23 protein-coding genes and 1 pseudogene are annotated in these 24,931 nt (G+C 66.6%); 11 read left to right on the forward strand and 13 right to left on the reverse strand.

Annotated elements, in window-relative coordinates:
- Positions 1–21: 21 nt before the first annotated feature.
- A pseudogene (locus tag A5652_RS19670) lies at positions 22–870 on the forward strand (PAS domain-containing protein); the annotation flags it as partial.
- Here the strand turns inward: A5652_RS19670 and A5652_RS19675 are convergent.
- The gene (locus A5652_RS19675; RefSeq protein WP_067355323.1) at positions 867–1,778 is read right to left on the reverse strand and encodes a chemotaxis protein CheB; all 912 of its coding nucleotides are present in this window, start codon (positions 1,776–1,778) and stop codon (positions 867–869) included. The pseudogene A5652_RS19670 and the gene A5652_RS19675 sit on opposite strands and share 4 nt — an antisense overlap.
- A 202-nt stretch (positions 1,779–1,980) precedes the next feature.
- Here A5652_RS19675 and A5652_RS19680 point away from each other — a divergent pair, with 202 nt between their 5' ends.
- From A5652_RS19680 to A5652_RS19690, 3 genes are all read left to right on the forward strand, one after another.
- Positions 1,981–3,159, forward strand: a complete 1,179-nt coding sequence (locus A5652_RS19680) for a glycosyltransferase (RefSeq protein ID WP_067355385.1) — start codon at positions 1,981–1,983, stop codon at positions 3,157–3,159.
- Positions 3,160–3,193: 34 nt separating this feature from the next.
- A complete protein-coding gene (locus A5652_RS19685; protein ID WP_067355326.1) occupies positions 3,194–4,276 on the forward strand; it encodes an AraC family transcriptional regulator in 1,083 nt (360 codons plus the stop codon).
- Positions 4,277–4,387: 111 nt separating this feature from the next.
- Complete coding sequence (locus A5652_RS19690; RefSeq protein ID WP_067355328.1) at positions 4,388–5,353, forward strand: alpha/beta fold hydrolase; 966 nt, start codon at positions 4,388–4,390, stop codon at positions 5,351–5,353.
- Here A5652_RS19690 and A5652_RS19695 read toward each other — a convergent pair.
- The 3 genes from A5652_RS19695 to A5652_RS19705 form a co-directional block, all read right to left on the reverse strand.
- On the reverse strand, positions 5,348–6,694 hold the full coding sequence (locus A5652_RS19695; protein WP_067355332.1) for a flavin monoamine oxidase family protein: 1,347 nt from the start codon (positions 6,692–6,694) through the stop codon (positions 5,348–5,350). The two genes, A5652_RS19690 and A5652_RS19695, sit on opposite strands and share 6 nt — an antisense overlap.
- 107 nt (positions 6,695–6,801) lie before the next feature.
- Positions 6,802–7,917: a hypothetical protein gene (locus A5652_RS19700; RefSeq protein ID WP_067355334.1), complete on the reverse strand. Its 1,116-nt coding sequence runs from the start codon at positions 7,915–7,917 to the stop codon at positions 6,802–6,804.
- Positions 7,917–9,068 carry a phosphotransferase family protein gene (locus A5652_RS19705; RefSeq protein ID WP_067355337.1) on the reverse strand — a complete coding sequence of 384 codons (1,152 nt, stop codon included), beginning with the start codon at positions 9,066–9,068 and terminating at the stop codon, positions 7,917–7,919. The genes A5652_RS19700 and A5652_RS19705 overlap by 1 nt, the downstream gene beginning before the upstream one ends.
- 46 nt (positions 9,069–9,114) lie before the next feature.
- Between A5652_RS19705 and A5652_RS19710 the strand changes: the two genes are divergently transcribed.
- Positions 9,115–9,717: a TetR/AcrR family transcriptional regulator gene (locus A5652_RS19710; protein WP_067355341.1), complete on the forward strand. Its 603-nt coding sequence runs from the start codon at positions 9,115–9,117 to the stop codon at positions 9,715–9,717.
- Positions 9,714–10,643, forward strand: coding sequence for an SDR family NAD(P)-dependent oxidoreductase (locus A5652_RS19715; protein ID WP_067355344.1), 930 nt, complete (start codon positions 9,714–9,716; stop codon positions 10,641–10,643). Before A5652_RS19710 ends, A5652_RS19715 begins: the two co-directional genes overlap by 4 nt.
- A gap of 57 nt (positions 10,644–10,700) precedes the next feature.
- Here A5652_RS19715 and A5652_RS19720 read toward each other — a convergent pair whose 3' ends face one another.
- Positions 10,701–12,086 carry an HNH endonuclease signature motif containing protein gene (locus A5652_RS19720; protein ID WP_067355388.1) on the reverse strand — a complete coding sequence of 462 codons (1,386 nt, stop codon included), beginning with the start codon at positions 12,084–12,086 and terminating at the stop codon, positions 10,701–10,703.
- Between the two features lie 176 nt (positions 12,087–12,262).
- On the opposite strand from A5652_RS19720, the gene A5652_RS19725 reads away from it, so the two are divergent.
- The 5 genes from A5652_RS19725 (at position 12,263) to A5652_RS19745 (ending at position 16,393) form a co-directional block, all read left to right on the forward strand.
- Positions 12,263–13,204, forward strand: a complete 942-nt coding sequence (locus A5652_RS19725) for a DUF4129 domain-containing protein (protein WP_067355347.1) — start codon at positions 12,263–12,265, stop codon at positions 13,202–13,204.
- A complete protein-coding gene (locus A5652_RS19730; RefSeq protein ID WP_067355350.1) occupies positions 13,201–13,683 on the forward strand; it encodes a hypothetical protein in 483 nt (160 codons plus the stop codon). The genes A5652_RS19725 and A5652_RS19730 overlap by 4 nt, the downstream gene beginning before the upstream one ends.
- Before the next feature lie 19 nt (positions 13,684–13,702).
- A complete protein-coding gene (locus A5652_RS19735) occupies positions 13,703–14,683 on the forward strand; it encodes a MoxR family ATPase (RefSeq protein WP_067355354.1) in 981 nt (326 codons plus the stop codon).
- Positions 14,680–15,939 (forward strand): DUF58 domain-containing protein, encoded by a 1,260-nt coding sequence (locus A5652_RS19740; RefSeq protein WP_067355357.1) that lies wholly within the window; start codon positions 14,680–14,682, stop codon positions 15,937–15,939. The genes A5652_RS19735 and A5652_RS19740 overlap by 4 nt, the downstream gene beginning before the upstream one ends.
- Positions 15,940–16,000: 61 nt before the next feature.
- Positions 16,001–16,393, forward strand: coding sequence for a hypothetical protein (locus A5652_RS19745; RefSeq protein WP_369805833.1), 393 nt, complete (start codon positions 16,001–16,003; stop codon positions 16,391–16,393).
- A gap of 21 nt (positions 16,394–16,414) precedes the next feature.
- Here A5652_RS19745 and nuoN read toward each other — a convergent pair whose 3' ends face one another.
- From nuoN to A5652_RS19785, 8 genes are all read right to left on the reverse strand, one after another.
- Positions 16,415–18,004 (reverse strand): NADH-quinone oxidoreductase subunit NuoN, encoded by a 1,590-nt coding sequence (gene nuoN / locus A5652_RS19750; protein ID WP_067355364.1) that lies wholly within the window; start codon positions 18,002–18,004, stop codon positions 16,415–16,417.
- On the reverse strand, positions 18,001–19,605 hold the full coding sequence (locus A5652_RS19755; RefSeq protein ID WP_197514025.1) for an NADH-quinone oxidoreductase subunit M: 1,605 nt from the start codon (positions 19,603–19,605) through the stop codon (positions 18,001–18,003). The genes nuoN and A5652_RS19755 overlap by 4 nt, the downstream gene beginning before the upstream one ends.
- 49 nt (positions 19,606–19,654) lie before the next feature.
- Positions 19,655–21,541, reverse strand: a complete 1,887-nt coding sequence (gene nuoL / locus A5652_RS19760; protein WP_067355370.1) for an NADH-quinone oxidoreductase subunit L — start codon at positions 21,539–21,541, stop codon at positions 19,655–19,657.
- Between the two features lie 10 nt (positions 21,542–21,551).
- Entirely contained in the window at positions 21,552–21,851 is a 300-nt protein-coding gene (gene nuoK, locus A5652_RS19765; RefSeq protein ID WP_067355374.1) for an NADH-quinone oxidoreductase subunit NuoK, read from the reverse strand.
- Positions 21,848–22,636, reverse strand: coding sequence for an NADH-quinone oxidoreductase subunit J (locus tag A5652_RS19770; RefSeq protein WP_067355390.1), 789 nt, complete (start codon positions 22,634–22,636; stop codon positions 21,848–21,850). Before A5652_RS19770 ends, nuoK begins: the two co-directional genes overlap by 4 nt.
- 26 nt (positions 22,637–22,662) lie before the next feature.
- On the reverse strand, positions 22,663–23,208 hold the full coding sequence (gene nuoI / locus A5652_RS19775) for an NADH-quinone oxidoreductase subunit NuoI (protein ID WP_067355379.1): 546 nt from the start codon (positions 23,206–23,208) through the stop codon (positions 22,663–22,665).
- Positions 23,201–24,463, reverse strand: coding sequence for an NADH-quinone oxidoreductase subunit NuoH (gene nuoH, locus A5652_RS19780; RefSeq protein WP_067355393.1), 1,263 nt, complete (start codon positions 24,461–24,463; stop codon positions 23,201–23,203). The genes nuoI and nuoH overlap by 8 nt, the downstream gene beginning before the upstream one ends.
- A gap of 5 nt (positions 24,464–24,468) precedes the next feature.
- On the reverse strand, positions 24,469–24,931 hold a 463-nt coding region (locus A5652_RS19785; RefSeq protein ID WP_304441780.1), incomplete at its 5' end, for a molybdopterin dinucleotide binding domain-containing protein.

Consider the following 24,931-nt stretch of genomic DNA (forward strand, 5'->3'; position numbering starts at 1 on the left):
TAAGAGACAGGCCCGAAGATGCTCTCCGCCCGCGACATCGGCCGACTGCTGCGTGACCTCGAGGTTTCGTACCGCCCGGTCGAGTTGCGCGCCTACCTGGAGCAGGCCAAGGTTGAGCGGCGCTCGGCGCGGATCCAGGACGTCAAATGGCAGCGACCGGGTGCCGAGACGGTGTGGTTCGAGATCCACGTCAATCCATTGGTCGACGCCGAGAACGGCTTGCTCGGTGTGTCAATCGTGTTCTTTGACGTCACTGCCACCCGCGCGCTGCTGGACAAGGTCGTCCAAACCAACCGCCAGCTGGAGGCGGCGTACGAAGAGCTGCAGTCCACCAACGAAGAACTCGAAACCACCAATGAGGAACTGCAATCCACCGTCGAGGAACTCGAAACGACGAACGAGGAGCTGCAGTCCACCAACGAAGAACTCGAGACCATGAACGAGGAGCTGCAGTCCACCAACGACGAACTGCACACCATCAACGACATGTTGCGCGAGCGCAGCCTGGAACTCGACGAAGCCAAACACTTCCAGGATTCGTTGATCGACTCGGTTCAGATGGGCATGGTGGTGGTCGACCGGGAAACGAAGGTGATCCTGTGGAACCGCGGCTGCGAAGAGCTTTGGGGGCTGCGCGCAGAGGAGACGATGGGGACAGGGCTGACGAACCTGGACATCGGCCTGCCGCTTGAGGCTGTGCGGCCCCTGATCGGCAACGCTTTCGTGGACCCGGAGAGCTCCGGCGAAGTCGTGGTCGAGGCGGTCAACCGGCGCGGCCGGCCGGCGACGGTGCGCATCACCTGCACGTCGTTCCGTTCGGCCGAGGGGACGGTCGGCGGGGCACTTCTGCTGATGGAGGTTGTCGGTTAGGCGCCCGCGGTGCGGTGACCCGGTGCTTTGGCTGGCCACCGGCTCGATGCCTCGTCGGCTGCCTGATGAGCCAGCAGGGCGCGGGAACGGGACTCCTGGGCCCGACGCCGCGCCATGGCCACCGTCTCCCGCGTGGCGCCGAATCCCACCGTCAGCTCCTTGCGGCGGCGTTCGAGCTCGGCCGCACGCAGGCGGGCGAGCTCGCCCCGGGCCGCCGCGCTGTTGGTCGCGAACTCCGGGCGCAGCCGATCGAGAACGTCGTACGTCGCGGGGGCCGTATTAGGTTCGGTCACCGGAGTAGGTGCCGGCGTTTCTCGCCGGGGGGGAAGCGCCGCCCCTCCGACGATGCCGCTGAGCACGTCGGCGATTTCGGCGAGGTCCAAAACCAGATCAGCGCCGGCGCGCGCGGCAGCGATCGGCATTGACGGGTACTGCGCCGTCTCTGGGCTTTGGGCGATGACCACTGCGCCGGCCAGCTTCATCGCGACGGTGCCCGCCGCGCCGTCGTGTCCGGAACCCGACAGCACCACGGCAACGCTTCTCGGCCCGTACGAGGTGGCGATCGATGCCAGCAGCACATCGAACGCCAGCGCCTGATGCCTCTGCGCATCCTGAAGGCGGCAGCGGCCCTTCGAGGTCAGTTGTAGCAGTACCGCCGGTGGACAGACGACCACCTGTCCGGGACGCAGAACCATTCCGTCCTTTGCCCAAGCGATCTCGCGTCCCGTTTGCCTGTGCAAGATCTTGGCCAGCAGGCTGTCGTGACCGCCCAGGTGTTGTTGCACGACGACGGCGGCGGGAAAGTCGCAAGGCAAACCTCGCAATACGGTCGACAGAGGTTCCAAGCCACCTGCCGACGCCAGCAGGACCACCAGCTGAACACCTGGGCCATGCTGGTCGGTCGTCACCTCTTAAGTCTCCTCCTTATCGACCGGCCGCCACAGTGCTGCGGTGGACGATGTCGCGCATGCGCGTTTGAGCAGCTCACCGATAGCCGGTAGGCGAATCTTGGGCCAGCCTGCGAAGGCGCTTCGGTCCGTTTCGTAAATATCGGGCAGGGTATTTCACCTACTGTTGGTGGATGGACGATGGCGCGCGGAGGGATTGCGGTTGAGGATTGCAATTGTCAGCGGCGATGACGTCGTCGGGGAGGACCCGGAGCAGCTCTGTGCAGCCCTGGCGGCCCAGGGGCATGACGCGACAGTGTATCTCCGACGAGCCGCTCGGCGCTCGGTTCAGGCGGCCGCCGAGGGGTACTACCGCTGCCTGTCGGTTCCCATCGGCCCACGCAGGCCCGCGTCGTCCGTCGACTTACTGCCCTATGTGGGGGATTGGGCGGCCAAACTCGAGCGCGCCTGGGCAAGAGAGCAGCCCGACGTCGTGCATGCCTATGGCTGGCTGGGCGGCCTGGCCGCTCAGTTGGCCGCTCGCCGTCGGCGTATCCCCGTCGCGCAGACGTTTCTGGGTCTGGCCGCGACCTCGCGTGGGCAAGCCGACGCGGAGGACAACGCCGGACGTCGGCGCGTCGAGCCGCTCCTGGCGCGCAGCGCGGCCTGGGTGACGGGCGAGAGCAGCGACGACTTAGACGCGCTGGCCCGGCTGCGTCACGGCCGCACGCGGGTGTCCGCATTGACTTGCGGAGTGGACGCGTTGCGCTACGCGCCGACTCATCCGACGGTGTCGCATGACGGCGTGCGACGCATTATCTGCGTCACACCAAATCCGCAGTGGTGCAACGGGATCGACATCGCCATCCGCGCTTTGCCCAAGGTGCGTGGTGCGGAGCTGGTGATTGCGGAGCATGACGCCACCAACGGCGGCCACAACGACGCGCGAGCTCGGCTGCAATATCAGGCTGTGGAGCTGGGCGTCGCCGACCGGGTCCGCTTTGCCGGCACGGTTGCCGATGGCGAGCTGCCGAGTTTAATCCGGTCCGCCGACGTCGCGGTGTGCACTCCCCGGGAGCCGCCGCGGGCCGCCGCCGTGCTGCAGGCCATGGCCACCGGTATGGCAGTCGTCGCGGCCGCCGTCGGAGTCCTGGCCGACGTCGTACTCGACGACATCACCGGTCTCATCGTGCCGCCGGAGAACCCCATCGCGGTGGCCGCGGCATTGAGAAGACTTCTCGCACAAAGCTTTCAATGCGAGAGCATGGGTGCGGCGGGCCGCAATCGCGCGATGTCACGCTTCGCATGGGAGCGGATTGCGCTTGATGCGCTCAACATTTATGAAAACATCGGGTCGCCAGATCGGGCACCGATCGGCTTGCGACCCGCGGTGACGCGATGACGACGTCGTCCGCGGTAATTCATCCAGGCCGGCCATGACAGTCGTGACGAGCGGACCCGGCACCAAGACTTCGGGTCCGGCAATCGGTTCTCCGCCAGAATCGCCGGACGGTACTCGGTCCGACTACTGCGCGGGCCATCCTGTGCTCGGGCGCGATCCAGAACACGGCTTTCGTCCGGTCGTAGTGCAATACAAGCAGTTTCGCACCGCCGATGCACATGAGGCGCGGCGATTCTTCGTCGCCGCGTATCAGCCCGCCTGGCGAATCTCGGGGCTTGTGAGCCACGCGGTGTCACACCGGCGCAGTGATGCCGGCTCGACGACCGTCGACGAGGTGATAATTCAGGGACGTGTGATTCTCGAGATTGCAGCTGATGAAACCATTGTGGTAATCCAGCCGCGTGCGGGATCGCTGAGTGTCGCGGGTGGTCCCCTCGCCACGGCGGACTTCCCGATTCTCGTCGCTCACGGCATGCCGTGCGTATTGCACTGCAATGAGGCACGTTTCGACGTGGTGAGCGTCGGGGCGGACGTGCTGAACAAAGTCGCCGCGGATTGGCAGACGTCGTTAGGGCAGCCGACTCAGTTCGTGAACTGGCGGCCACGTTCCCGCGCCGCCGTGCGGGCGTGGCACCGGGCGCTGGATTATGTGGTCGGCGCCTTGGCCTGCGCCGACACCGCCCACCAGCCGCTGATCGCCGCGGGGATGGCCGGCCTGCTCGCCGGCGCGCTGCTCGAGTGCTTCCCGTCCAACCTAACCGAGCAAGACCCGGCCAGTGATCTCGCGCTGCCCGAAACCCTGAAGGAGGCGGTGTCTTTCATCCACCGCCACAGCGCTCAGGACATCGGCATCAACGAGGTGGCCGCCGCGGTGCATCTGACGCCCCGAGCGGTCCAGTATCTCTTCCGCCGGCAGCTCGACACGACGCCGACCGAGTACATGCGTCGTGTTCGGCTCAGTCACGCCCATCAAGATCTGATCGCGGCGACGAGCGCCACCTCGACGGTCACCGAAATCGCTCAGCGGTGGGGATTCGCACACACCGGGCGATTCGCGGTGCTCTACCGGCAGACGTACGGCCAAAGCCCGCACACCACGCTGAGGCAGCAGGTCTAAGCATTTAATAAGAACCGCTTGTTGGATTTGCCAAAAAAGGACCGAACTTGGGCATAAGATCGTCTCATCCTTAGCTGCGGCAACGGGGCCGCGTTCGAGGGGGGAGCGGTAATGAGTGCTCGACGATTGGCTCGCCCAGTTGACCAGTTCCCCGACCGGCTGCCGCCGAGTCAGACCGTGCCGGTACAGGCGGCCGACGGCACCCGGCTGCACGCGGAGGTGTTCGGGCCGCCCGACGGTTATCCGATTGTCTTGATCCACGGCATCACCTGCGCGATCCGGGCGTGGGCATATCAGATCGCCGACCTGTCCAACGACTACCGGGTGATCGCGTTCGATCATCGCGGCCATGGACGAAGCGGCGTGCCACGACGTAAGGACTACAGCCTCAAACACCTTGCCTCCGACCTGGATTCGGTGCTGGATGCGACCCTGGCGCCGCACGAAAGGGCCGTGTTGGCGGGTCACTCGATGGGTGGCATCACCATCGCCGCGTGGTCTGAGCGCTACCGCCACAAGGTTCCCCGCCGCGCCGACGCCGTCGCGCTGATCAACACCACCACCGGTGATCTGATCCGGAAGGTGCAACTGCTGCCGGCGCCCTACGGGTTGTCGCCGGCGCGAGTTCTCGCCGGGCGCACCCTGATCAGCGCGTTCGGTGGGTTTCCGCTCCCGCGTGCCGCCCGCGTCCCTAGCCGGTATGCGGTGGCGATGCTGGCCACCGGACGAGACGCCGACCCGAGTGTCGCCAGGCTCGTCTACGAGCTCTTCGAGAACACATCACCGGCGGGACGGGCCGGCTGCGCGAGGGCGCTGGTGACGTCACTGGGGTCTCGGTATTTGAATCTGGACGGGCTGACCGTGCCGACGCTGGTCATCGGCAGCGCACGCGATCGGTTGACCCCGATCAGTCAGTCCCGCACGATCGCACGCACCGCGCCCAACCTGATCGAGCTGGTTGAACTGCCCGGCGGTCACTGCTCGATGCTGGAACACCCGCGCGAGGTGAATCGCCACTTGCGCGGCCTCGCCGAAATGGCGGTCCACAACGCGGCCACCCGCCGAATCAGCTCATAACAGGGCGGTGATCTCGGCGGCGGCGCGCTGCCCGGAGCGGATCGCCCCGTCGAGGAACCCGGTCCACTCGTCGGCGGTTTCGGTGCCGGCCCAGTGAATCGGGCCGACCGGTTCGCGCAACCACGGCCCGAACCGCGTCCACGACCCCGGTGGCACCGCGGCGGTGGGGCCGCCGGGCGCGAATTCCTCCACCCCCCAACGATGATCGACATAGTCCAGAGGTTTGAGCGCGTCGTCGCCGAAAAGCGTTGCAAAGCAACGCAATGCGTCGCGGCGGCGCTGATCGCTGGGTAGCGAGTCAAAAGCGCGGGCGTCGACGAAACCCATCAGGATGCCGGGGCCGTCCGGGTGCGGACTGACATCGAAGGTGATGAAGACGGGACCCTGGTCGGACAGCGCCTGTCCGGAAAATCCGTTGGTCCGCCAAAACGGCGTGGAATAGGCCGCGTACGCCTTGCTGAGCCGGCCCTGCGGCCAATGCCGGGCGAGTTGCTCGTACTCGGCGGGCAACGGGGGAGTGAACTCGATCGAGGCGCGATGGGCGGGCGGGATCGCGACGATGACGAATCCGGCCTCGGTCTCGCCGAGATCGGTTGTGACGGTGACCCCCGCGCCGTGGCGCTCGATTCGGCGGACCGGCGCGTTGAGCACCACCCGGGTGCCTAGTTCGGCCGCCGCGGCCTCGGCGATCTGTTGCGTGCCACCCGGGAAGCGGTCCTGTTGGGCACCGTCCTCGACGTCGAGCAGCCGGTCCAGGCCGCCCGCCGCGTGCGCGTAACGGGCGGCGTGCAGCATCGACACGTCGTCGGGTTCACACCCCCACGTCACGCGCGCCACGATCGCGAGCAGGTCGTGCGACGAAGCGGTCGCGCGCACCGAGCGCAACCAGCCGCCGAGCGACAAGCCGTCGAGTTCGTGGGCACGGCGGGCATCCCAGGGCGCCGCCAGCGGAATGCTGCGGGCAATCCTGTCGAACTGCCACCGCAATCGTCCGATGTCCAGCAGCCCGGTCAGCGAAAGTTTGGGGATGGTGCCGTGATACGCGTGCGTCCACCCGCGCCAATGAATGAGGTTCTTTCCGTCGTGGTGCGTCGGGGTGGTCGGGACGTCGAGCTCGGCCGCCATCGCCAACACGGCGTCCTGGGTCGGCCCGACGAATGTGCCGCCCAGATCGGCGGGCAATCCGGCGACGCTCCCGGTCAGCGACCGTCCACCGACTCGGTCACGGCCTTCGAAAACCACCACGTCGTGGCCTTGTTGGGACAGCTCGCGCGCGGCGGCGAGTCCGGCAAAGCCCGCCCCGACGACGACAACGTCGACAATCCGCGGGGGTTTCGGCACGCGGTCTAGTGAACCGCATTTCTACGATTTCCATTGGCAAATCGTGCAAGCCAACGGCAGAACCGCTCGGCGTTCGCATCGCGGTTATGGCATGACCGTTGGCGTGGCTACGGCGAAACCGTCAGCCAATCTTTGAATCCGGATGGGTCGTGCCGGCCCAACGCGCCGTGCTCGTAAAGGCCCCAGCCCTCGACCGGCTCGCCGTCGCCGTCACGGCAGACCGCGCGGCCGACATGGTCGATCACGCCGAAGCCCGCTCGGCCGATGATGGCCGGATCGGTCATGTCGTAGGTCAGCCGCTCGGCGAACTTCTCGCCCTTCCACATGCCGTGTATCCAGTCGGAGTCGCCGCCGTAGCCGCCGCCGACGTGAATGGGCACCGGCAGCTTGGACTCCACGTCGAAGTGCACCGGGGTGCCATCGGGGGTGGTGGCATCGATGGTCGCACCGGTCGGGATGCGGGTGCCGGAGCGGTAGTGGATCTTGACCCGCGGCCAACCCAGCTGCTCGACGCGGCCGTCGCGCCAGATCCGGGTGCAGTCGTTGAGCGAGCGGAACCCGTTGGGCTCCTCCTGGATGATGAGTACGATCGCGAAATCGTCGAAAGCCATGGGCACGTACAGCCACCACATGCCCTCGAAGGGCGGGTCCGCGGGCCGGCCGGCGGGCTCGGCCTCGCCGATCGGACGGATGCCCCAGGACCGGTCGCGGCTGCCCAGCCAGGTTTTGGGATCGACGGTGATTTCCTCGCCGTCGATGAAGATGCGACCGCTCCAGCTGCCCAGCTGCGCAAAACGTTGCGCGTCCAGCGTGACTCGGTTGCCCGATCGCAGGACGTGCGGCTGCTCCTGAACGACGTCGAAAAGCCCCTTCCAGGTGAGATCGGCTGCGATGCCTTCGGTTTCGTCGAGGACGATGCGTAGGTGGTGCAGCGGCTCGATGACCTCGACGCGGTAACCGTTGACGCGCTGGTTGAGCCGGTCTTGGTCGATGGCGTCGGAAACGTGTACGGCGGTCTGGGTGTCGCCGCGCCTGACGAGCAGGAACGCATCCTTGACCCCCAGGTTGGGGTAGTAGCCGATGCCGCTGATCACGAAAATATTTCCGGTGCGGTCGTGGGCGTTGAAGTAGGAGCGATCGTAGAAATTGCGGTCCGAGGAGCCCGGCCACGCGATCGGCTGGGGAATCTGATGTACCGGGAACTCGTCGAGCGGTCCGAGCATTACTGGTCCTCTCCGATGGGACTCTCTCCGATTAAGCGGCGCATCAATCCTGCGTGGTAGAACAGCGATTCGACATCGTCGGGTTTCTCGGTCTCGCCGAAGTGAACCCGCCGAGCTCCGGTGCGCATGAACACACAGGCCCACATCACGCCCGAATACACGTAAAACCAGTGCAAGTCGCCGACTTCGGCGCCGGCCAGCCGCGCATAGGTGGCGCGCACGTCCTCCTCGCGCATCACACCTGGCAAGCCCGGCAGCGTGGCCAGGGCGGCGAGTTCTTGAAATACCATGTGCGCGAATATCATCCACGCCACGTCAAGCTCACGTGGTCCCAACGTCACCATTTCCCAGTCCAGCACCGCCACCGGCCGGAAGTCGTTGTACAACACGTTGCCCACCCGGGCGTCGCCCCACAGCAGCACGGGCTCGGCTGCGGCCGCCTCGGCCGGCCAATTGGCTTCCAGCCAGTCGAAAGTCCGCTCCAGTAACGGCGATCGCCCGATGTCCGGCACCGCGAAGTCATACCAGGACCGCACCCAGTTGAAATGCCTGCGCATTGCGGTGTCTCCGGGTTGCCCCTCGGTGAGAAAGCCAAACGTGCTCTGCGCGTTCGGAATCGAGTGCAATGTGGCCAGTACGCCCACGGTGGCGTCCTGCAGTTCACGCTGCCGCTCGGCGGGGGCGTCGGCGAACCAGTTGCCCCCGAACGTATACGGCATGACGTCGGGCGGCACCTCGCCCTCGACGTAATCCATCACGAAGAACGGTGTGCCGAGGATTTCGCCGGTGTTCTCCAGCCAGCGCACCCGGGGCACGGGCACGTCGGTCAGCTCGCCCACTTTGCGGATGACGTCGAATTGGTGGTCGAGGCGATAGGTGGGAAACACCTGCACGTCCTCGGCCGTGGGCGCCACCCGGGCCACCAACTTCTGTTCGGTCGATCGCCCGTCCTGCTGCCAGCGGGTCGTCAGGATGATCGTCTCGGACGACATGCCCGTGGAGTCCACGCCGCTCTCCACGATGACCTCGGGATTCGCGCCGTCGGGCAGTACGGTGGAAAGCCAGCGTGACAGCACCGTCGGCAACGTCGTGACGTCGCGGCTGGAGCGCTGGAGCCGGTCGATGTTGTCGACCGCCGGTTCTGTTGCCATAAGGTGCCTCCTTCGTTGAGGCAATTACGATACGGTAGGTAGCGTTATGAAAGCAGACCCGTCCGGCCTTGACAAGGCCTCCGGCGCCGGCCGCCCGCGCGATCCACGTATCGACTCGGCGATCCTATCGGCGACCGCAGAACTGCTTGTCAAAACGGGCTATTCCAACATCAGTCTGGCCGCGGTCGCCGAGCGCGCCGGCACCACGAAATCAGCGCTGTACCGGCGCTGGTCGAGCAAGGCCGAACTGGTGCACGAGGCGGCCTTCCCGACGGCCCCGACCGCGCTGGAGTCGCCGGCGGGGGACATCGCCGCCGACATGCGGATGATGGTCGAGGCCACGCGCGACGTGTTCACCACCCCGGTGGTGCGCGCCGCGCTGCCCGGTCTGGTCGCCGACATGACGGCCGATCCCGCGCTCAATGCGCGGGTGATGTCGCGATTCGTGGACCTGTTCACCGCGGTGCGGGTGCGACTGCGGGAGGCGGTTGACCGGGGCGAAGCCCATCCCGATGTGGATCCGGACCGTCTGATCGAGTTGATCGGGGGAGCGACGATGCTGCGGATGCTGCTGCGTCCGGAAGAAGAACTCGACGACGCGTGGGTGGAGCAAACCACAGCCATCGTGGTGCATGGGGTGCGGCGATGACGGGGCGGCTGGCGGGCCGCGCCGCGATCGTCACCGGCGCCAGCCGCGGCCTGGGCCGGGCGATCGCGCTGGCCCTGGCAGCCGACGGCGCCGCGGTGGCGGTTGCCGGGCGTACCGAAGAGGTATGGGATGACCGGCTCCCGGGGACCATCGGCGAGACGGTCGCCGACGTCGAGGCGGCCGGCGGGCGCGCCGTTGCGGTCCGCGCCGATTTGACCGACCGCGATCAGATCGCCGGGCTGGTGGCGACGGCGCGAGAGGCGTTGGGCCCCATCGGAATTCTGATCAACAACGCGGCCTTCACCGCCCCCGGGCGGCCACCGGCACCCGGTGGGCAGCGACGCGACAAAGCCGCTACAGCAAGTGCCACCAATGCGGGTGCCGCCAAAGCAGGTGCCGCCAATGCGGGTGCCGCCAATGCGGGTGCCGCCGCCAAACCCGGCTGGCCTGGGTTCGTGAGCACGCCCCTGCATGCCTACCGCCGGCATTTCGACATCGCCGTTTTCGCGGCTTACGAACTGATGCAGATGGTGTGCCCCGACATGATCGAGGCGGGTGGCGGCTCGATCATCAACATCACCTCGGTCGCGTCGCGATTGCCCGGTGACGGCCCGTACGCCGACCGCAGCGGCGGGGTGCTGCCGGGCTACGGCGGATCCAAAGCCGCGCTCGAGCACCTCACCCAGTGCGCGGCCTTCGATCTCGCCGACCACAACATCGCGGTCAACGCGCTTTCGCCGTCCAAACCAATTCTCACACCAGGGCTTTCGTACTATGCCCGCAACTTCGACGAGACCGCTTCGGAGGATGAATTCGCCCGCGCGGCGGTCGAATTGGCTCTGGTCGATCCCGCCAAGGTAACCGGGCGCACCATCGGTCACCTCCAGGTCCTCGACGGCAGCTTCCGTCCCTTCGCGGTGGACTAGGCGGGCGCGCGAGCGGTCACCGCGTTGACGATCGCGGCGACACAACATCATTCACCTTCAGGATCGTTCACCTTCAGGCGGATCGGGATCGCCCCGCAGGAGCTCGTCGGGGTGGTGTGCGTGATTGACGAGGGGCGGTCCGTTCCTGTCGGTCCAGCCGAGTCGCCCGTTGCGGGCGACCGTGGTGCGCTGTTCGCCCCTGCCCACCGCGCCGTGGTCCGACGCGCAGGCGAAGAACAGGTTGTCCGCGTCGGTCGGGCCTCCGTCGGCCCATTCGCGCGCATGGTGCACCTCGCAGTGATACCCGGGTTCCAGGCAGTTGGGGTGGGTGCAGCCGCGGTCCCGGGCGTAGCAGATGAGCCGTTGGTCCGCGGTGGCGATGCGCTTTTGCCTGCCCAGGTATAACGGCCGGCCGGTGTGCTCGTCGAACACGGCGAGGTAGTGGATTGCCTTGGTGGACATCCGAATCAGATCCGGCATCGGCAATCGTGAACCGCCGCCGGTCCGCGCCGGCGCGGGCATCTGGACTGATGGATCGCCCGCGGCGTGCGCGGCCCGGTCGAGTTCGGCCAACGTGGCGGTGACGACTACGGTGACGGGATGCCCCCGGTGCATCCCGAGACCGCCTGAGGCGATGGCGGTCTCGAGTCCGAGCTTGAGGGCGTCGTGACAGCGTTGGGCCGGGGTGCGCTCGTCGCGCGCCTCGGGATCGCTGTCGGAGGTCTGATGGCGGCCGGGCCGCACCGCAGCTTCGAGGGCTTCGAAATAGGCCCGAGCCTCGGGATCCAGCAGTCCGGTGAGCCGCGACATCCCGTCTGGCCCTTGCGGGCTCAGGTGCACACCGCGACGGCGGGCCCGATCGGCTTCGGTGAAACGGCCATCGGGATTGAGATAGTCGGCGATTCGGTGGCCCAGCCTGGTGACCACGGCGGCGTCGAGCTTGGTCGCATGCCGCACCAGCGTGCGCTCCGCGTCGGCAACATCGGCGGGGGAGACGCGGGAGGGCAACGTGTCGACCGCGGCACACACGGCGCGGATATGGTCCTCGCCGACCGCGCCGGCGGCCACCGCCTCGGCCAACGCCGGGAGCTCGGGTTCCAATGGTGCGCCGGTCAGCGAACGTCGCGACCGTAGGCGGGCCGCGAGTCTGAAGCGGCGCGTGACTTCTCGGGGCGGGATGCGCAGCCGCGCCCATAACATGCTGCGCACCGACGGAACGCACCCTGCCTCGTCCGGAGGATCGGCGATTTCGCCGAAGACCCGATACATCAGGCCCCGATTGAGGCGGCCCTGGGCTTCCAGTCGTTCGGCGCATTCAACCCGGAAGCCGTTGCCGACCACGTCCGACGGGGTCTGGCGCAGCACCTCGTGGGCCGCATCGATCGCGTCGAGCGCGGAGCACATTCGCTCGCGCGCCTGTTCCGCGCTCATGAAAAGGCCCACGCACTCCACGGTATCGAACAAGCGTTCGAATGCAAGGTGACCTAGAAGAACATGTGGATGAATCGCTGACTGTGGATAAGCGGCAACGCGGGTCCTGGCCCTAGGGCCGCCTGACGTGCAAGTATGAGGAAAGCCAGTGCCGCAACAACCAACCGAGTGGCGTGCCAATGCCTGGTATGGACAAGCCGACAGGGCGAGCCGTTGCCCTGATCGTTCTGCTGCTCCTGGTCGCTGCCGCCCTGCGTGGCTACCTTCCCGCCCCTCACGATGCGACTCGGAGCGAGTCCGGCGGCCGGGCGGCGCTCGCCTTCGTCGTAGCGATTCTCGCCGTGACGCTCGCGTTGATCGCCGTCGCCGTGGTCGCGCGCTTGCGCGACCCCCGTGCCCCCGCTCCGAGTGCCGGCCGGCTGTCCGACATGCTGGGCACCGGCAGGGGACGACCCAGCTGGCGCGTGTTGTTGATCGGACTCGCCGTGATCGTGGCCTGGCTGCTGATCGTGATATTGCTGACCCGGTTCCTGCCCCATGGCGTCGCTCCCGGCCCGTCACAGCCCGACAGCGGTGCGGCACCGTCGACGCAGGCGCCCGCACAGCCCCCGCCGCAGCATCCGCACCGTCCTCGCGACGCGTCGCAGAACATGCTGGGGATCCTGCTCGCCTGCACCGTTGCCATGTTGGTGATGTTCGTCGTCGGGACGGTCGCGTCGGCACGGCGGCGCTGGCGCCCGACGGCTCCGGCCATCGCCGACGATCCGGCCGAATCCACGGCGCCCCCCGCGCGATCGGAGTCCCTGGCGCGAGCGGCCCAGCGTGGATTGGACGAGATGACCGACCTGAGCCGGGAGCCGCGAGAGGCGATCATCGCCTGCTATGCCGCGATGGAACGTGAACTCGCCCAAGTTCCCGGCGCAGTACCCCAGGAGTTCGACACACCGACCGAGGTGCTGGCCCGCGCGGTCGAGCACCACGCTCTGCATGCCGACAATGCCGTCCAGTTGGTGAACCTGTTCGCCGAGGCGCGGTTCAGCCCCCACGTGATGAACGAGGGCCATCGCGACGTCGCGGTGCGCGTCCTGCGATTGGTCCTCACCGAGCTGGGCTCTCGGAGCATGACATGAAAAAGATTACGTCCCTGGGCGTTTGCCTCATCATCGGCATAGAACTGTTGGCACTGACGCAGCATGATCGTCGGTGGGTGTTGGCGGCCTCCGGCCTGGGGCTGGCTTTGGTGCTGCTCAGCCTGCGTCGTGCGCTAGCACGTGGATTCGATGCCGATGCGGATCCGGACGTCGACGATCTCGGGGATTCGTTGCGTCGTTGGCTGTCCGCCACCGAGACGACGATTCGGTGGTCGGAGTCCACTCGGGCCGACTGGGACCGCCATCTGCGCCCGATGCTCGCGCGCCGTTACGAGATGACAACTGGCCAAAGGCAGTCGAAGGACCCGGTGTCATTCCACGCAACCGGGCGCATCCTCTTCGGACCGGAACTGTGGGAATGGGTCAATCCCAACAACGTCACGCGCACCGGTGACCGCCAACCCGGTCCGGGCCGTGCGGCGCTGCAAGAGATTCTGCAAAAGCTGGAGCAGGTATGACAGGAGGCGCGATCCCAACATGACGCTGCCGGCCGCAACCACGACCGCCCACTGCGAGGCGATTCTCGACGAAATAGAACGCGTGGTGGTGGGAAAGCGCTCCGCGCTGCGGCTCATCCTCACTACGGTCCTCGCGCGCGGCCACATCCTCATCGAAGACCTGCCCGGCCTGGGTAAGACGCTGATCGCGAGATCCTTTGCCGCCGCGCTGGGGCTGCAATTCACCCGGGTGCAGTTCACGCCCGATCTGTTGCCGGCCGACCTGCTCGGCTCGACGATCTACGACATGCAGTCCGGCCGCTTCGCGTTCCGGCCCGGCCCTATCTTCACCAACTTGCTCTTGGCCGACGAGATCAATCGCACACCGCCGAAAACCCAGGCGGCGCTGCTGGAGGCGATGGCCGAGGGACAGGTCAGCATCGACGGCGAAACGCACCAGCTGCCAAAGCCTTTCATCGTGCTGGCCACCGACAACCCGATCGAATACGAAGGCACGTACCCGTTACCCGAGGCGCAACTCGACCGGTTCGCGATCCGGTTGGAACTGCGGTATCTCAACGAGCGAGACGAGACCTCGATGCTGCGCCGCCGCCTCGAGCGCGGTTCGGCGGAACCGACGGTCAACCAAGTCGTGGACGCGCACGACCTGCTGGCCATGCGTGAATCGGTCGAGCAGGTGACCGTGCACGAAGACGTCCTGCACTATGTGGTGTCGCTGGCCAATGCGACGCGACACCATCCGCAGGTTGCGGTGGGCGCCAGCCCACGCGCCGAACTCGACCTCGTGCAACTCGCCCGAGCCCGCGCGCTGCTGCTCGGCCGCGACTACGTCATCCCCGAGGATGTAAAGGCGCTGGCTATCGCGGCAGTCTCACACCGAATCACCCTGCGCCCCGAAATGTGGGTACGAAAGATCCAGGGCGCGGACGTGATTGGAGAGCTGCTGCACCGCCTACCTGTGCCGCGAACCGGCGCCGGCACTGGAGAGAACCCGGCGTGACGCCCGGCGTGGAGGTCGAGTTCCGCTGGCGTGCATCGGAATTGACACGAGCGATCGCAACGTGTACGGGGTTTGCGATGGCCGCCGCCGTGATCGGCGCACGGTGGCAGCTGATCGCCTTCGCGGCACCGCTGCTCGGCGTGCTGTGCTCGATCAGCTGGCAGCGGCCGGTCCCAACGATTCGGGTGCATGGCGAGCCCGACGCCCAGCGTTGCTTCGAAAACGAGCAGGCCCACATCCGGGTGTGGGCGACCGGGGAAGGCGGGACTTCGGCAGTCCGGGTCACGGTTCCGGACATCGCGGGCATGGAGATCGAAACCGCCGAATCCGATGCGGCCCAGGAGCAAACGGTCACGACGACCGCGCGGCGCTGGGGCCGGTATTCCATTGGGGCTCGCGTCGACGTCGTTGCCCGTGGTGGGCTGCTCACCGGCGCAGCCACTGTGGGGGCCGCCGAGGTCATCGTGTTTCCCTTGACGCCGCCACAGCAGACGCCCATCCCGCAGACCGAGCTGCTCGACCGGTTGGGCGCCCACCTGACCCGCCATATCGGTCCAGGTGTGGAGTACGCCGACATCCGCCTCTATGTGCCCGGCGACCAACTGCGCGCGGTGAATTGGCCGGTAAGCGCGCGCCGCGGCCAACTGCATGTGACACAGCGATTGACCGACCGCGCCGCCGACGTGGTGGTCTTGATCGATGGCTACCGGCAGCCCGCGGGTCCGGCGACCGAGGCCACCGAACGCGTCGTGCGCGGGGCGGCGCAGGTGGTGCAAACCGCATTGCGTCACGGCGATCGGGCCGGCATCGTCGCTCTCGGGGGCAACCATCCGCGTTGGCTGGGCGCGGACATCGGGCAGCGCCAGTTTTATCGGGTGCTCGATACCGTCCTGAACGCCGGTGACCGCTTCGAACACACCACGGGCACATTGGCGCCGCGCGCGGCGGTTCCCGCCGGGGCGATCGTCATCGCGTTCTCCACCCTGCTCGACACCGAATTCGCCTTGGCCCTGATCAATCTGCGCAAGCGAGGCCATGTCGTGCTTGCCGTCGACATTCTCGATCGTTCGCCGTTCGAAGACGAGCAGGATCCGCTCGTGGATCGGATGTGGGCGCTGCAGCGCTCCGCCATGTATCGCGACATGGCCACCATCGGTGTGGACATCGTATCGTGGCCGGGCGACAGCGGTCTGGAGCAGTCCATGGGTGTGATACCGGATCGCCGCCGGCGAGTGCGGGGGAGGCTTCGTGGATAAGGGTGCGAGCGCACTGACGCGGGTGGGGGCGCCAACGTTCGCGACGGGCTTCGGTCTACTCATGGTGGGCCTGGTCGCCGACGGTTGGCATGGCTCCGCGGTGGTTGAATGGGTGGCGGCGCTGGCTGCGGTCGCGGTTGGCGTCGTATTCCGGCCTGCCGCAACGGTTGCCGTGCTGCTGGCCGCGGTTACTGCAACGCTGTCCAACCCGTCGGTGATATTCGTCGCGCTGTCCGGTTTGTGCGCCGCCGCCTACCTGGTGTGCCGCCATGCGGTCGGCGCGTCCGCCCCGGTGGTGCTGGACAGCTGGCCGACGGCCGCCGGCGCCGTGGGCTTTACGTTCGCCGGGCTGGTTGCGACGTCGTTTCCGCTGCAGCTGCCGTGGTTGCCGCTGGTGGCCCCGCTGGGGGCATTGGTGATCTACCTGTTGGCAATCCGGCCGTTCATGAGCTGACCGAAGACGTCAAACCACGCGTCAGTGCAGCAGCTCGGCGGCCTGGTCGGCCAGATCGAGCAGCGGCTGCGGGAAGATACCGAGCGCCACGGTGACAGCGGCGCACACCGCGATGGCGGCCTTGCTCAAAAAGCCCGGCGTCACCACGTGTGGGGTGTCCTCGGTCGCCTCGGTGAAGAACATCGACACGATCACCCGCACATAGAAGTACGCGGCGACTCCGCTGGCGACCACCCCGACGATCACCAGGGGTGCGGCCCCGCCCTGGGCCGCGGCCTTGAAGACCGCCAGCTTGCTGACGAATCCACTCGTCAGGGGGATGCCGGCGAACGCCAACAAGAACATCGAAAACATCACGCCCACAATGGGTGAGCGCTGCCCCAGTCCCGCCCAGTGCGAAAGGGTGGCGTCTTCGACTCCGTCGGCGTCGCGGATCAGGCCGACGATCGCGAACGCGCCCACGGTGCTGAAGCTGTAGGCCAGCAGGTAGAACAACGTGGACGACAGGCCCGTGTGGTTATCGGCGATGACGCCGGTGAGGATGAATCCGACGTGGGCGACCGACGAGTAGGCCAGCATGCGTTTGACGTCGGTTTGGTTCACCGCGGTGATGGTGCCGACCGCCATGGTCAGGATGGAGATGGCCCACAGCACCGGGCGCCACTGATCGTGCAGCGGCGGCAGCGCCACATAGATAACCCGAAGCAGCGCACCGAAGGCCGCGACCTTGGTGGCCGCCGCCATGAACCCGGTGATGGGGGTGGGCGCGCCCTGGTACACGTCGGGAATCCACGAGTGGAACGGAACGGCACCGACCTTGAACAGCAGGCCGACCGACAGCAGCGCGACGCCCACCAGCGCCATCGAGGTGTTGCCGTGCGCGGCCAACGCATCACGGATGCCCGTCAGCAGCAGGGTGCCGGTCGCGCCGTAGAGCAGCGCCACACCGTAGAGGAAGAACGCCGACGAAAACGCGCCCAGCAGAAAGTACTTCATCGCCGCTTCCTGCGAGAGCAGGCGACGATGGCGGGCCAGGCCGCACATCAGGTACAGCGGCAGGGACAACACTTCCAGCGCAACGAACATGGTCAACAGGTCGTTGGACGCGGGGAAGACCATCATGCCGCCGACCGACAGCAGCGCCAGCGGGAACAACTCCGTCTGGGCGGCCCCGGCCCGCTCGGCCTCGCGCTCGGCGTCGCCGTCGGGCACCGCCGATGCCTGTGGCGTGAAGGAGTCCAGGCCGCCCGAGCCGGCCCTGCCGACTCCCACGGACACCTTGCTCTCGGCTTTGGGCTGGGCGCGCTCGGCGATGAAGATGACCGCCATCACCGCGACCAGCAGCACCGTGCCCTGGAGATACAGCGTCGGACGGTCAATGGCCATGGCGCCCAAAACCGCGACCCGACCCGGGATTTGGATCGAACGGCTCACTGCGATGACCGCGACGAACGCCGCGATCAAACCGGCGAGCGAGAGCGCCACCTGCGCGGTGTAGCGAATTCGCCTGGGCAGAAACGCCTCTGCGAGGACGCCCACCACGGCAACGCCGAACACGATGAGCGTCGGGCAGAGCAGGAAGTACTGGACGCTCGGGGTAGGGAGGGTCATCGTGGTCCTTCGGCGGTCCGATGTAGTTCGGCCGGTCTGGGTGTTCCCACCGGGACGGTCGGCTTGGGGTCATGCTGGCCCATGGTGGTCATGGTGTTCTCGACGGCGGGATTGATGATGTCGAGCACGGGCTTAGGGTAGATGCCGAGCACCAGCAGCAGCGCGATCAGCGGTGCGACGACGATCAATTCGCGCGCGCGCAGATCTGCGATCTTCTCGTTGCCGCTGACGACCGGCCCGGTCATCACGCGCTGGTACAGCCACAACATGTAGACCGCCGAGAGCACCAGCGCGGTGACCCCGAACGCGGCGGCCAGCCAGTACCGGTTGAACGTGCCCAGCAGGACCAGGAATTCGCTGATGAACGGCGCCAGGCCCGGCAGTGACAGGGTGGCCATGGCCGAGACCAGGAAGGTGCCCGCCAATATCGGCGCCACCTTCTGCACTCCGCCATAGTCGGCGATCGCCCGGCTCCCGTGCCGCGATATCAGGAATCCGGCGATCAGGAAGACCGCGGCCGTGGACAAGCCGTGGTTGAGCATGTACAGCGTTGACCCGCTCTGCCCCTGGCTGGTCATCACGAAGATGCCCAGGATGATGAATCCGAAGTGCGAGATCGACGTGTAGGCGATCAGCCGCATGATGTCGGTCTGGCCGATGGCGACGATTGCGCCGTAGATCACCCCGATGACCGCCAGCACGACGATCAGTGGGCGGAAATACGTTGAGGCACCAGGGAACAGCTGCAAGCAGTAGCGCAGCATGCCGAAGGTGCCGACCTTGTCCATGACCGCCATCATCAGCACCGCGGTGGCAGGGGTGGCCTCGACCGCGGCGTCGGGCAGCCAGCGGTGGAACGGCCATAGCGGGGCCTTGATCGCGAACGCGAACATGAAGCCCAGGAACAGCGCCTTGAACACCGCGGAGTCCGCTCCGTAACGACCGGAGGCGACGCCGGCCACGATCTCGCGGAAGTCGAAGGTGCCCGAACCGTGTTCCGAGGTCACCACATACAGCCCGATCACCGCGGCCAGCATGATCAGGCCACCGAACAGGTTGTACAACAAGAACTTCACGGCCGCGCGCGACCTGCCGGGACCGCCGAAGCCCCCGATCAGGAAGTACATCGGGATGAGCATGGCCTCGAAAAAGACGTAGAACAGCAACACGTCGAGGGCGACGACCGAGATCAGCACCATCGACTCGATGGCCAGCGTCAAAGCGATGTAGGCGTGTACCCCGCGGCTGCGCTCGTCACCTGACGGGTCGCTACCATCGTCCCCGTCGTTCCAGCCGGCCACCTGCAGCACCGGAATCAGCACGGCCGTCAGCAGAACCAGCACCACCGCGATGCCGTCGACACCCAGGGTGTAGCCGGCGCCGAACGCCGGGATCCACTGATGCTTTTCGACGAATTGGTAAGGCGCGCCGCCGGTCTTGAATCCGACCGTGACGACGATGGCCGCCGCCAGGGTCAGGACGCCGAAGACCAGACCGGTCCACTTGGCGAGCTGTCGCAGCCCGGGCGGCATCAGGATGATCAACACGGAGCCAACCAGCGGCACCAGCCACAGCACGCTCAGCCATGGAACGCTATTCACCAGCGCCGCTCCTCATCATCGCTTTCCACCGCATCGTCGCCGGCCCGAGTCACCACAGCCGCACCGCCAGGATCAGCGCGACCACTAGTACCGCGCCCGTCAGCATCGATAAGGCGTAGTTGCGGGCGAAGCCGGTCTGCAGCCCGCGCAACCGATTTGACGTCGAGCTCACCAGCGCAGCCAGGGCGTTGACCGAGCCGTCGACACCCGCGTTGTCGATGTCGACAAGCGCATGAGTCAGTTGCGCACCGGGGCGCATGAAGACCTCCTCGTTGAAGGCATCGCCGTAGAAGTCGCTGCGTACCGCCGTCGTCAACGCCGACACGGAGAGCGGAGCGACCCGCGGGATCGGAATCTTCGCGTACAGCCGGTAGGCCACCGCGATGCCGATGACCACGACACCTAGCGCAAGCGCGGAGCTCACCCAGGCCGGGAACGCGTGGGTTACTTCCTCGTGCTTTCCGACGACCGGTTCGAGCCAGCTCTGCAGGGTGCCCCCCACCGCCAGCAGGCCACCGGAGAACACCGAGCCGACGGCGAGCAGGATCATCGGCCACGTCATCAGGGCCGGCGCCTCATGTGGGTGGGCGCCGGGGCTCCAGCGCTTCTTGCCGAAGAAGGTCATGAGCATCACGCGCGTCATGTAGAACGCGGTGACGCCGGCTCCCAGCAACGCGGCGCCACCCAGCAGGTAACCCTGGGTGCCACCCGCGGCCAGCGCCGCCTCGATGATGGCGTCCTTGGAGAAGTAGCCCGCGAAGGGCGGCACGCCAATGATCGCGAGATAGCCCAGGCCGAAGGTGACGAACGTGATGGGCAGCGCCGCGCGCAAACCGCCGTAGCGGCGCATGTCCTGTTCTTCGTGCATCGCGTGAATCACCGCGCCAGAGCCGAGGAACAACCCGGCCTTGAAGAAACCGTGGGTGAGCAGGTGCATGATCGCGAAGGCATAGCCGGCCGGGCCGAGGCCGGCCGCCAGCACCATGTAGCCGATCTGGCTCATCGTCGATGCGGCCAGCGCCCGCTTGATGTCGTCCTTGGCGCAGCCGATGAAAGCTCCGAGCAGCAGCGTGACCGCACCCACGATGACCACGGCCAGTTGCGCGTCGGGGGACAGGTTGTACAGGGGGTTGGATCGCACGATCAGATACACGCCGGCGGTCACCATGGTGGCGGCGTGTATCAGCGCGGACACCGGGGTGGGGCCCTCCATGGCGTCACCCAGCCATGCCTGCAGCGGGACTTGGGCGGATTTGGCGCAGGCGCCCAGCAGCAACAGCAGTCCCATGGCGGTCAGCGCGCCACGATTGGCGGCCGGTGCGCCGGCGAACACTCCGGCATACGACAGAGTGCCGAAAGTGCTGAACATCAAGAACATTCCCAGGGCCAGGCCGGCATCGCCGACCCGGTTCATCACGAACGCTTTCTTGGCCGCGGTGGCCGCCGTCGGCTTGTGATACCAGAATCCGATCAGCAGGTAGGACGCCAGGCCGACGCCTTCCCAGCCGACGTAGAGCACCACGTAGTTGTCGGCAACGACCAGCAGCAGCATCGACGCCAGGAAAAGGTTGAGGTAACCGAAAAACCTTCGGCGGTCGAAATCTTCGGCCATGTACGCGACCGAATAGATGTGGATCAGTGACCCGACCCCGGTAATCAGCAGCACGAAACACACCGACAGCTGGTCGATTTGCAGCCCGAGGTCTACTTGGAGCTGGCCGACGGGGATCCAGCTGAACACCTTCTGGTGGATGACGCGGTCGTCGGCGGCGCGGCCGAGCAGCTCGCTGAGCAGGCTCACGCCCACCCCGAAAGCGGCCAGCGCGGTGGCGCAGCCCAGCCAATGCCCCCACCGATCGGTGCGTCGCCCGCCGAACAGCAGGATTGCGGCGCCCGCCAATGGCAGGGCCACCAGCAGCGGAGTGTATTGAGTCATGTTGGCGTCTTCAGCCTTTGAGTAGATTCGCGTCGTCGACGGATGCCGACTTGCGGGTACGGAAGATGGTCATGATGATGGCCAGGCCGATGACCACCTCGCATGCGGCGACGACCATCGTGAAGAACGCGATCATCTGCCCGTCCAGCTGGCCGTGCATCCGCGCGAACGTGACGAAGGCGAGGTTGACCGCGTTGAGCATCAGCTCGACGCACATGAACATGACGATGGCGTTGCGGCGCAACAACACACCGGAGGCCCCGATAGTGAACAGCAGCGCCGAAAGGTACAGATAATTAGCCGGATTCACGGCGTACCGCCTTGTGAGAGAGTCGGGCTCGGCTCGGTGGACGGGGTCCTCTTGCCGTCGGCGCCGCGACTTTGCAGCAGCGGCGACACCGAAAGTTTCGAGTACGAGCCGTCCGGCAGCAACGCGGCCACGTCGACGGCGTTGTGGCGTGCGTACACTCCGGGGCTGGGCATCGGGGTGGGGTGCCCGCCCGCCTGGAATCGTTCCTGGGAGAGCTCGCGCTGCGTCTTGCGGCGCTCGAAGCGCTCGCGGTGCGCCAGCACCATCGCACCGATGGCCGCGGTGATCAGCAGCGCGCTGGTCAGCTCGAACGCCCACAGGTACCGCGAAAAGATCAGGGCCGCCAGCCCTTCCACGTTGCCGTTGGCGTTGGCGGTGGTGAGTCCGGCGAAACCGCCGGTGGTCAGGTTGCCGATGGCAGCGATGAGCAGAATGCCGAAACCCATACCCGCCGCCACCGCCGCGATCCGCTGGCCGCGCAGCGTCTCCTTGAGCGATTCCGCGGAGTCCACACCGATGAGCATCAGAACGAACAAGAACAGCATCATCACCGCGCCGGTGTAGACCACGACTTGGACCACACCCAAGAACAGCGCGTCCTGAATCATGTAGAAGACCGCCAGGATGATCATGGTCATCGCCAAGAACATCGCGGAGTACACGGCGTTGACGGCGGTGACCACCCCGATCGCGCCGAGCACGGCCACCACACCCAGCACCCAGAAGGCGACCGCTTCGCCGGTGGACGTGCGGACGATGGTGTCTTGCGCGTAACTCGAAGCCACGGCGACGGCGTGGCCGGTCAATCCGATCACTGGGAGTCTCCGGCCTGCTGGGTCTCCCGCAATCCCTGCGCGGTCACGTTGCCTTGGTAGTAGTCCTTGTCGGTGGCGCCTTCGGCCCTGGGGTGCGGCGGCGCGAGCATGTCTTGCAGCAGCGGCGCCAGGAGCCGGTCCTTCTCGTAGATCAGGTCCGCGCGGTTGTCGTCGGCCATCTCGTAGTCGTTGGTCATGGTCAGCGCCCGCGTGGGGCAGGCCTCGATGCACAGTCCGCAACCGATGCAGCGCAGATAGTTGATCTGGTAGACCCGGCCGTAGCGTTCCCCGGGCGAATACCTCAGTTCCTCGGTGTTGTCCGCGCCCTCGACGTAGATGGCGTCGGCCGGGCACGCCCAGGCGCACAATTCGCACCCGATGCACTTCTCCAGACCGTCCGGGTAGCGGTTCAGCTGGTGACGGCCGTGGTAGCGCGGCATGACGGGGCCCGGCTTCTCCGGATACTCCTCGGTGACGTTCTTCTTGAACATCGATCCGAACGTCACGCCGAATCCGGCCACGGCGTCCAAGAATTTAGCCACGTGCTTCCTCCTTGCTCGCAGCGGCCAGGGACTTCATCGGCAGCGGCGGTGTCGGGAATACCGGTGTCGGGCTTTCCGCGGCCGGCAGCTTCTTCGCGTCGCGGCGCATCTGTTTCTCCAGCGCGCGAATGCCCGGCGCGCTGAACGGCTTTCGCAGCAACAGCACGATCACCGTGGCGAACACGACGCTGCACGCCACCAGGATCGGGGTCCAGTGCTGGAAGCCCTGGTTGCGCAGCGTGCGAATGACGGCGGCGATCAGCACCCAGACCAGCGAGGCCGGGATCAGCAGCTTCCAGCCCAGACCCATGAACTGGTCGTAGCGCAGCCGGGGCAACGAGGCCCGCAGCCAGAAGTAGATGAACAGGAAGGTCCACATCTTCGCCGTGAACCACAGCACCGGCCACCAGCCGGTGTTGGCGCCCGCCCACATGTTCAGCGGCCACGGTGCGTGCCACCCACCGAAGAACAAGGCGGTGGCCAGGGACGAGACCGTCATCATGTTGACGTACTCGGCGAGCATGAACATCGCGAACTTCAGTGACGAATACTCGGTGTGGAATCCCGCGACGAGCTCGCCCTCGGCCTCGGGCAAATCGAAAGGCGCCCGGTTGGTTTCGCCGACCATCGAGATCAGATAGATCACGAACGAGGGCAGCAGCAGGAACACGTACCAGACCCGGTCCTGCGCTGCGACGATCTGCGAGGTCGACATCGAGCCGGCGTAGAGGAAGACCGCCGCGAACGAAAGCCCCATCGCCACCTCGTAGGAGATGACCTGGGCGGTGGAGCGCACCCCGCCGAGCAGCGGATAGGTGGACCCGGAAGCCCAACCGCCCAGCACGATTCCGTACACACCGATCGCCGACAGTCCCAGAATGAACAGCACCGCGACCGGCAGGTCGGTCAGCTGCAGCGGCGTGCGGTGTCCGAACACCGACACGACCGGACCGAACGGGATGAACGCGAAGGCGGTGAACGCCGGGATAGTGGAGATGACCGGCGCCGCGAAATAGACGAACTTGTCGACGCCGCCCGGGGTGATGGTTTCCTTGAGCGCCAACTTGATTCCGTCGGCCAGGCTCTGCAGGGCACCCCATGGTCCCGCCCGGTTGGGCCCGGGCCGCAACTGCATCCAGCCGAGGATCTTGCGTTCGAGCAGAATCGCCACCAGCACGTTCAGCATGAGGAATGCGAAGATTGCCAGCGCCTTGCCGAGCACCAACCACCAGGTGTCGTGCCCGAACGCGGTCAACGCCGTCATGAGCCAGCTCCGATCTTGACTGTGCTGCCAACCGATACGCCGAGCTGGCGGTGCACCGCCGAACCGGGCGAGTTCACCGGAAGCCACACCACCCGGTCGGGCATATCGGTGATCACCAGCGGCAGGCTGATGGATCCGTGCGACGTGCTGACCGTGACCGCGTCGCCATCGGCGGCGCCGATCTCGGCCGCCGTATCGGCGGACAGCCGCGCGACGGGCTCGCGCGCGGTTCCCGCCAGATGCGGCTCGCCGTCTTGTAAACGGCCGCTGTCCAACAGCATCCGCCAGCCGGCCAATACCGCCTCACCCGCGGCGGGCCGGGCCGGCTCGGCGGCCGCGACGTCCGGGCTCGTGGCGCGCTTGCCGTCCCAGTGCCGCAGCGCGGCCAGTTCTTCGCGGGCTGCGGCGACGGTGGACATGCCCAGATACACGCCCATTTCGTCGGCAAGCGTGTCGAGC

This window comes from Mycobacterium sp. 1165178.9 (assembly GCF_001673555.1).
GTDB lineage: Bacteria > Actinomycetota > Actinomycetes > Mycobacteriales > Mycobacteriaceae > Mycobacterium.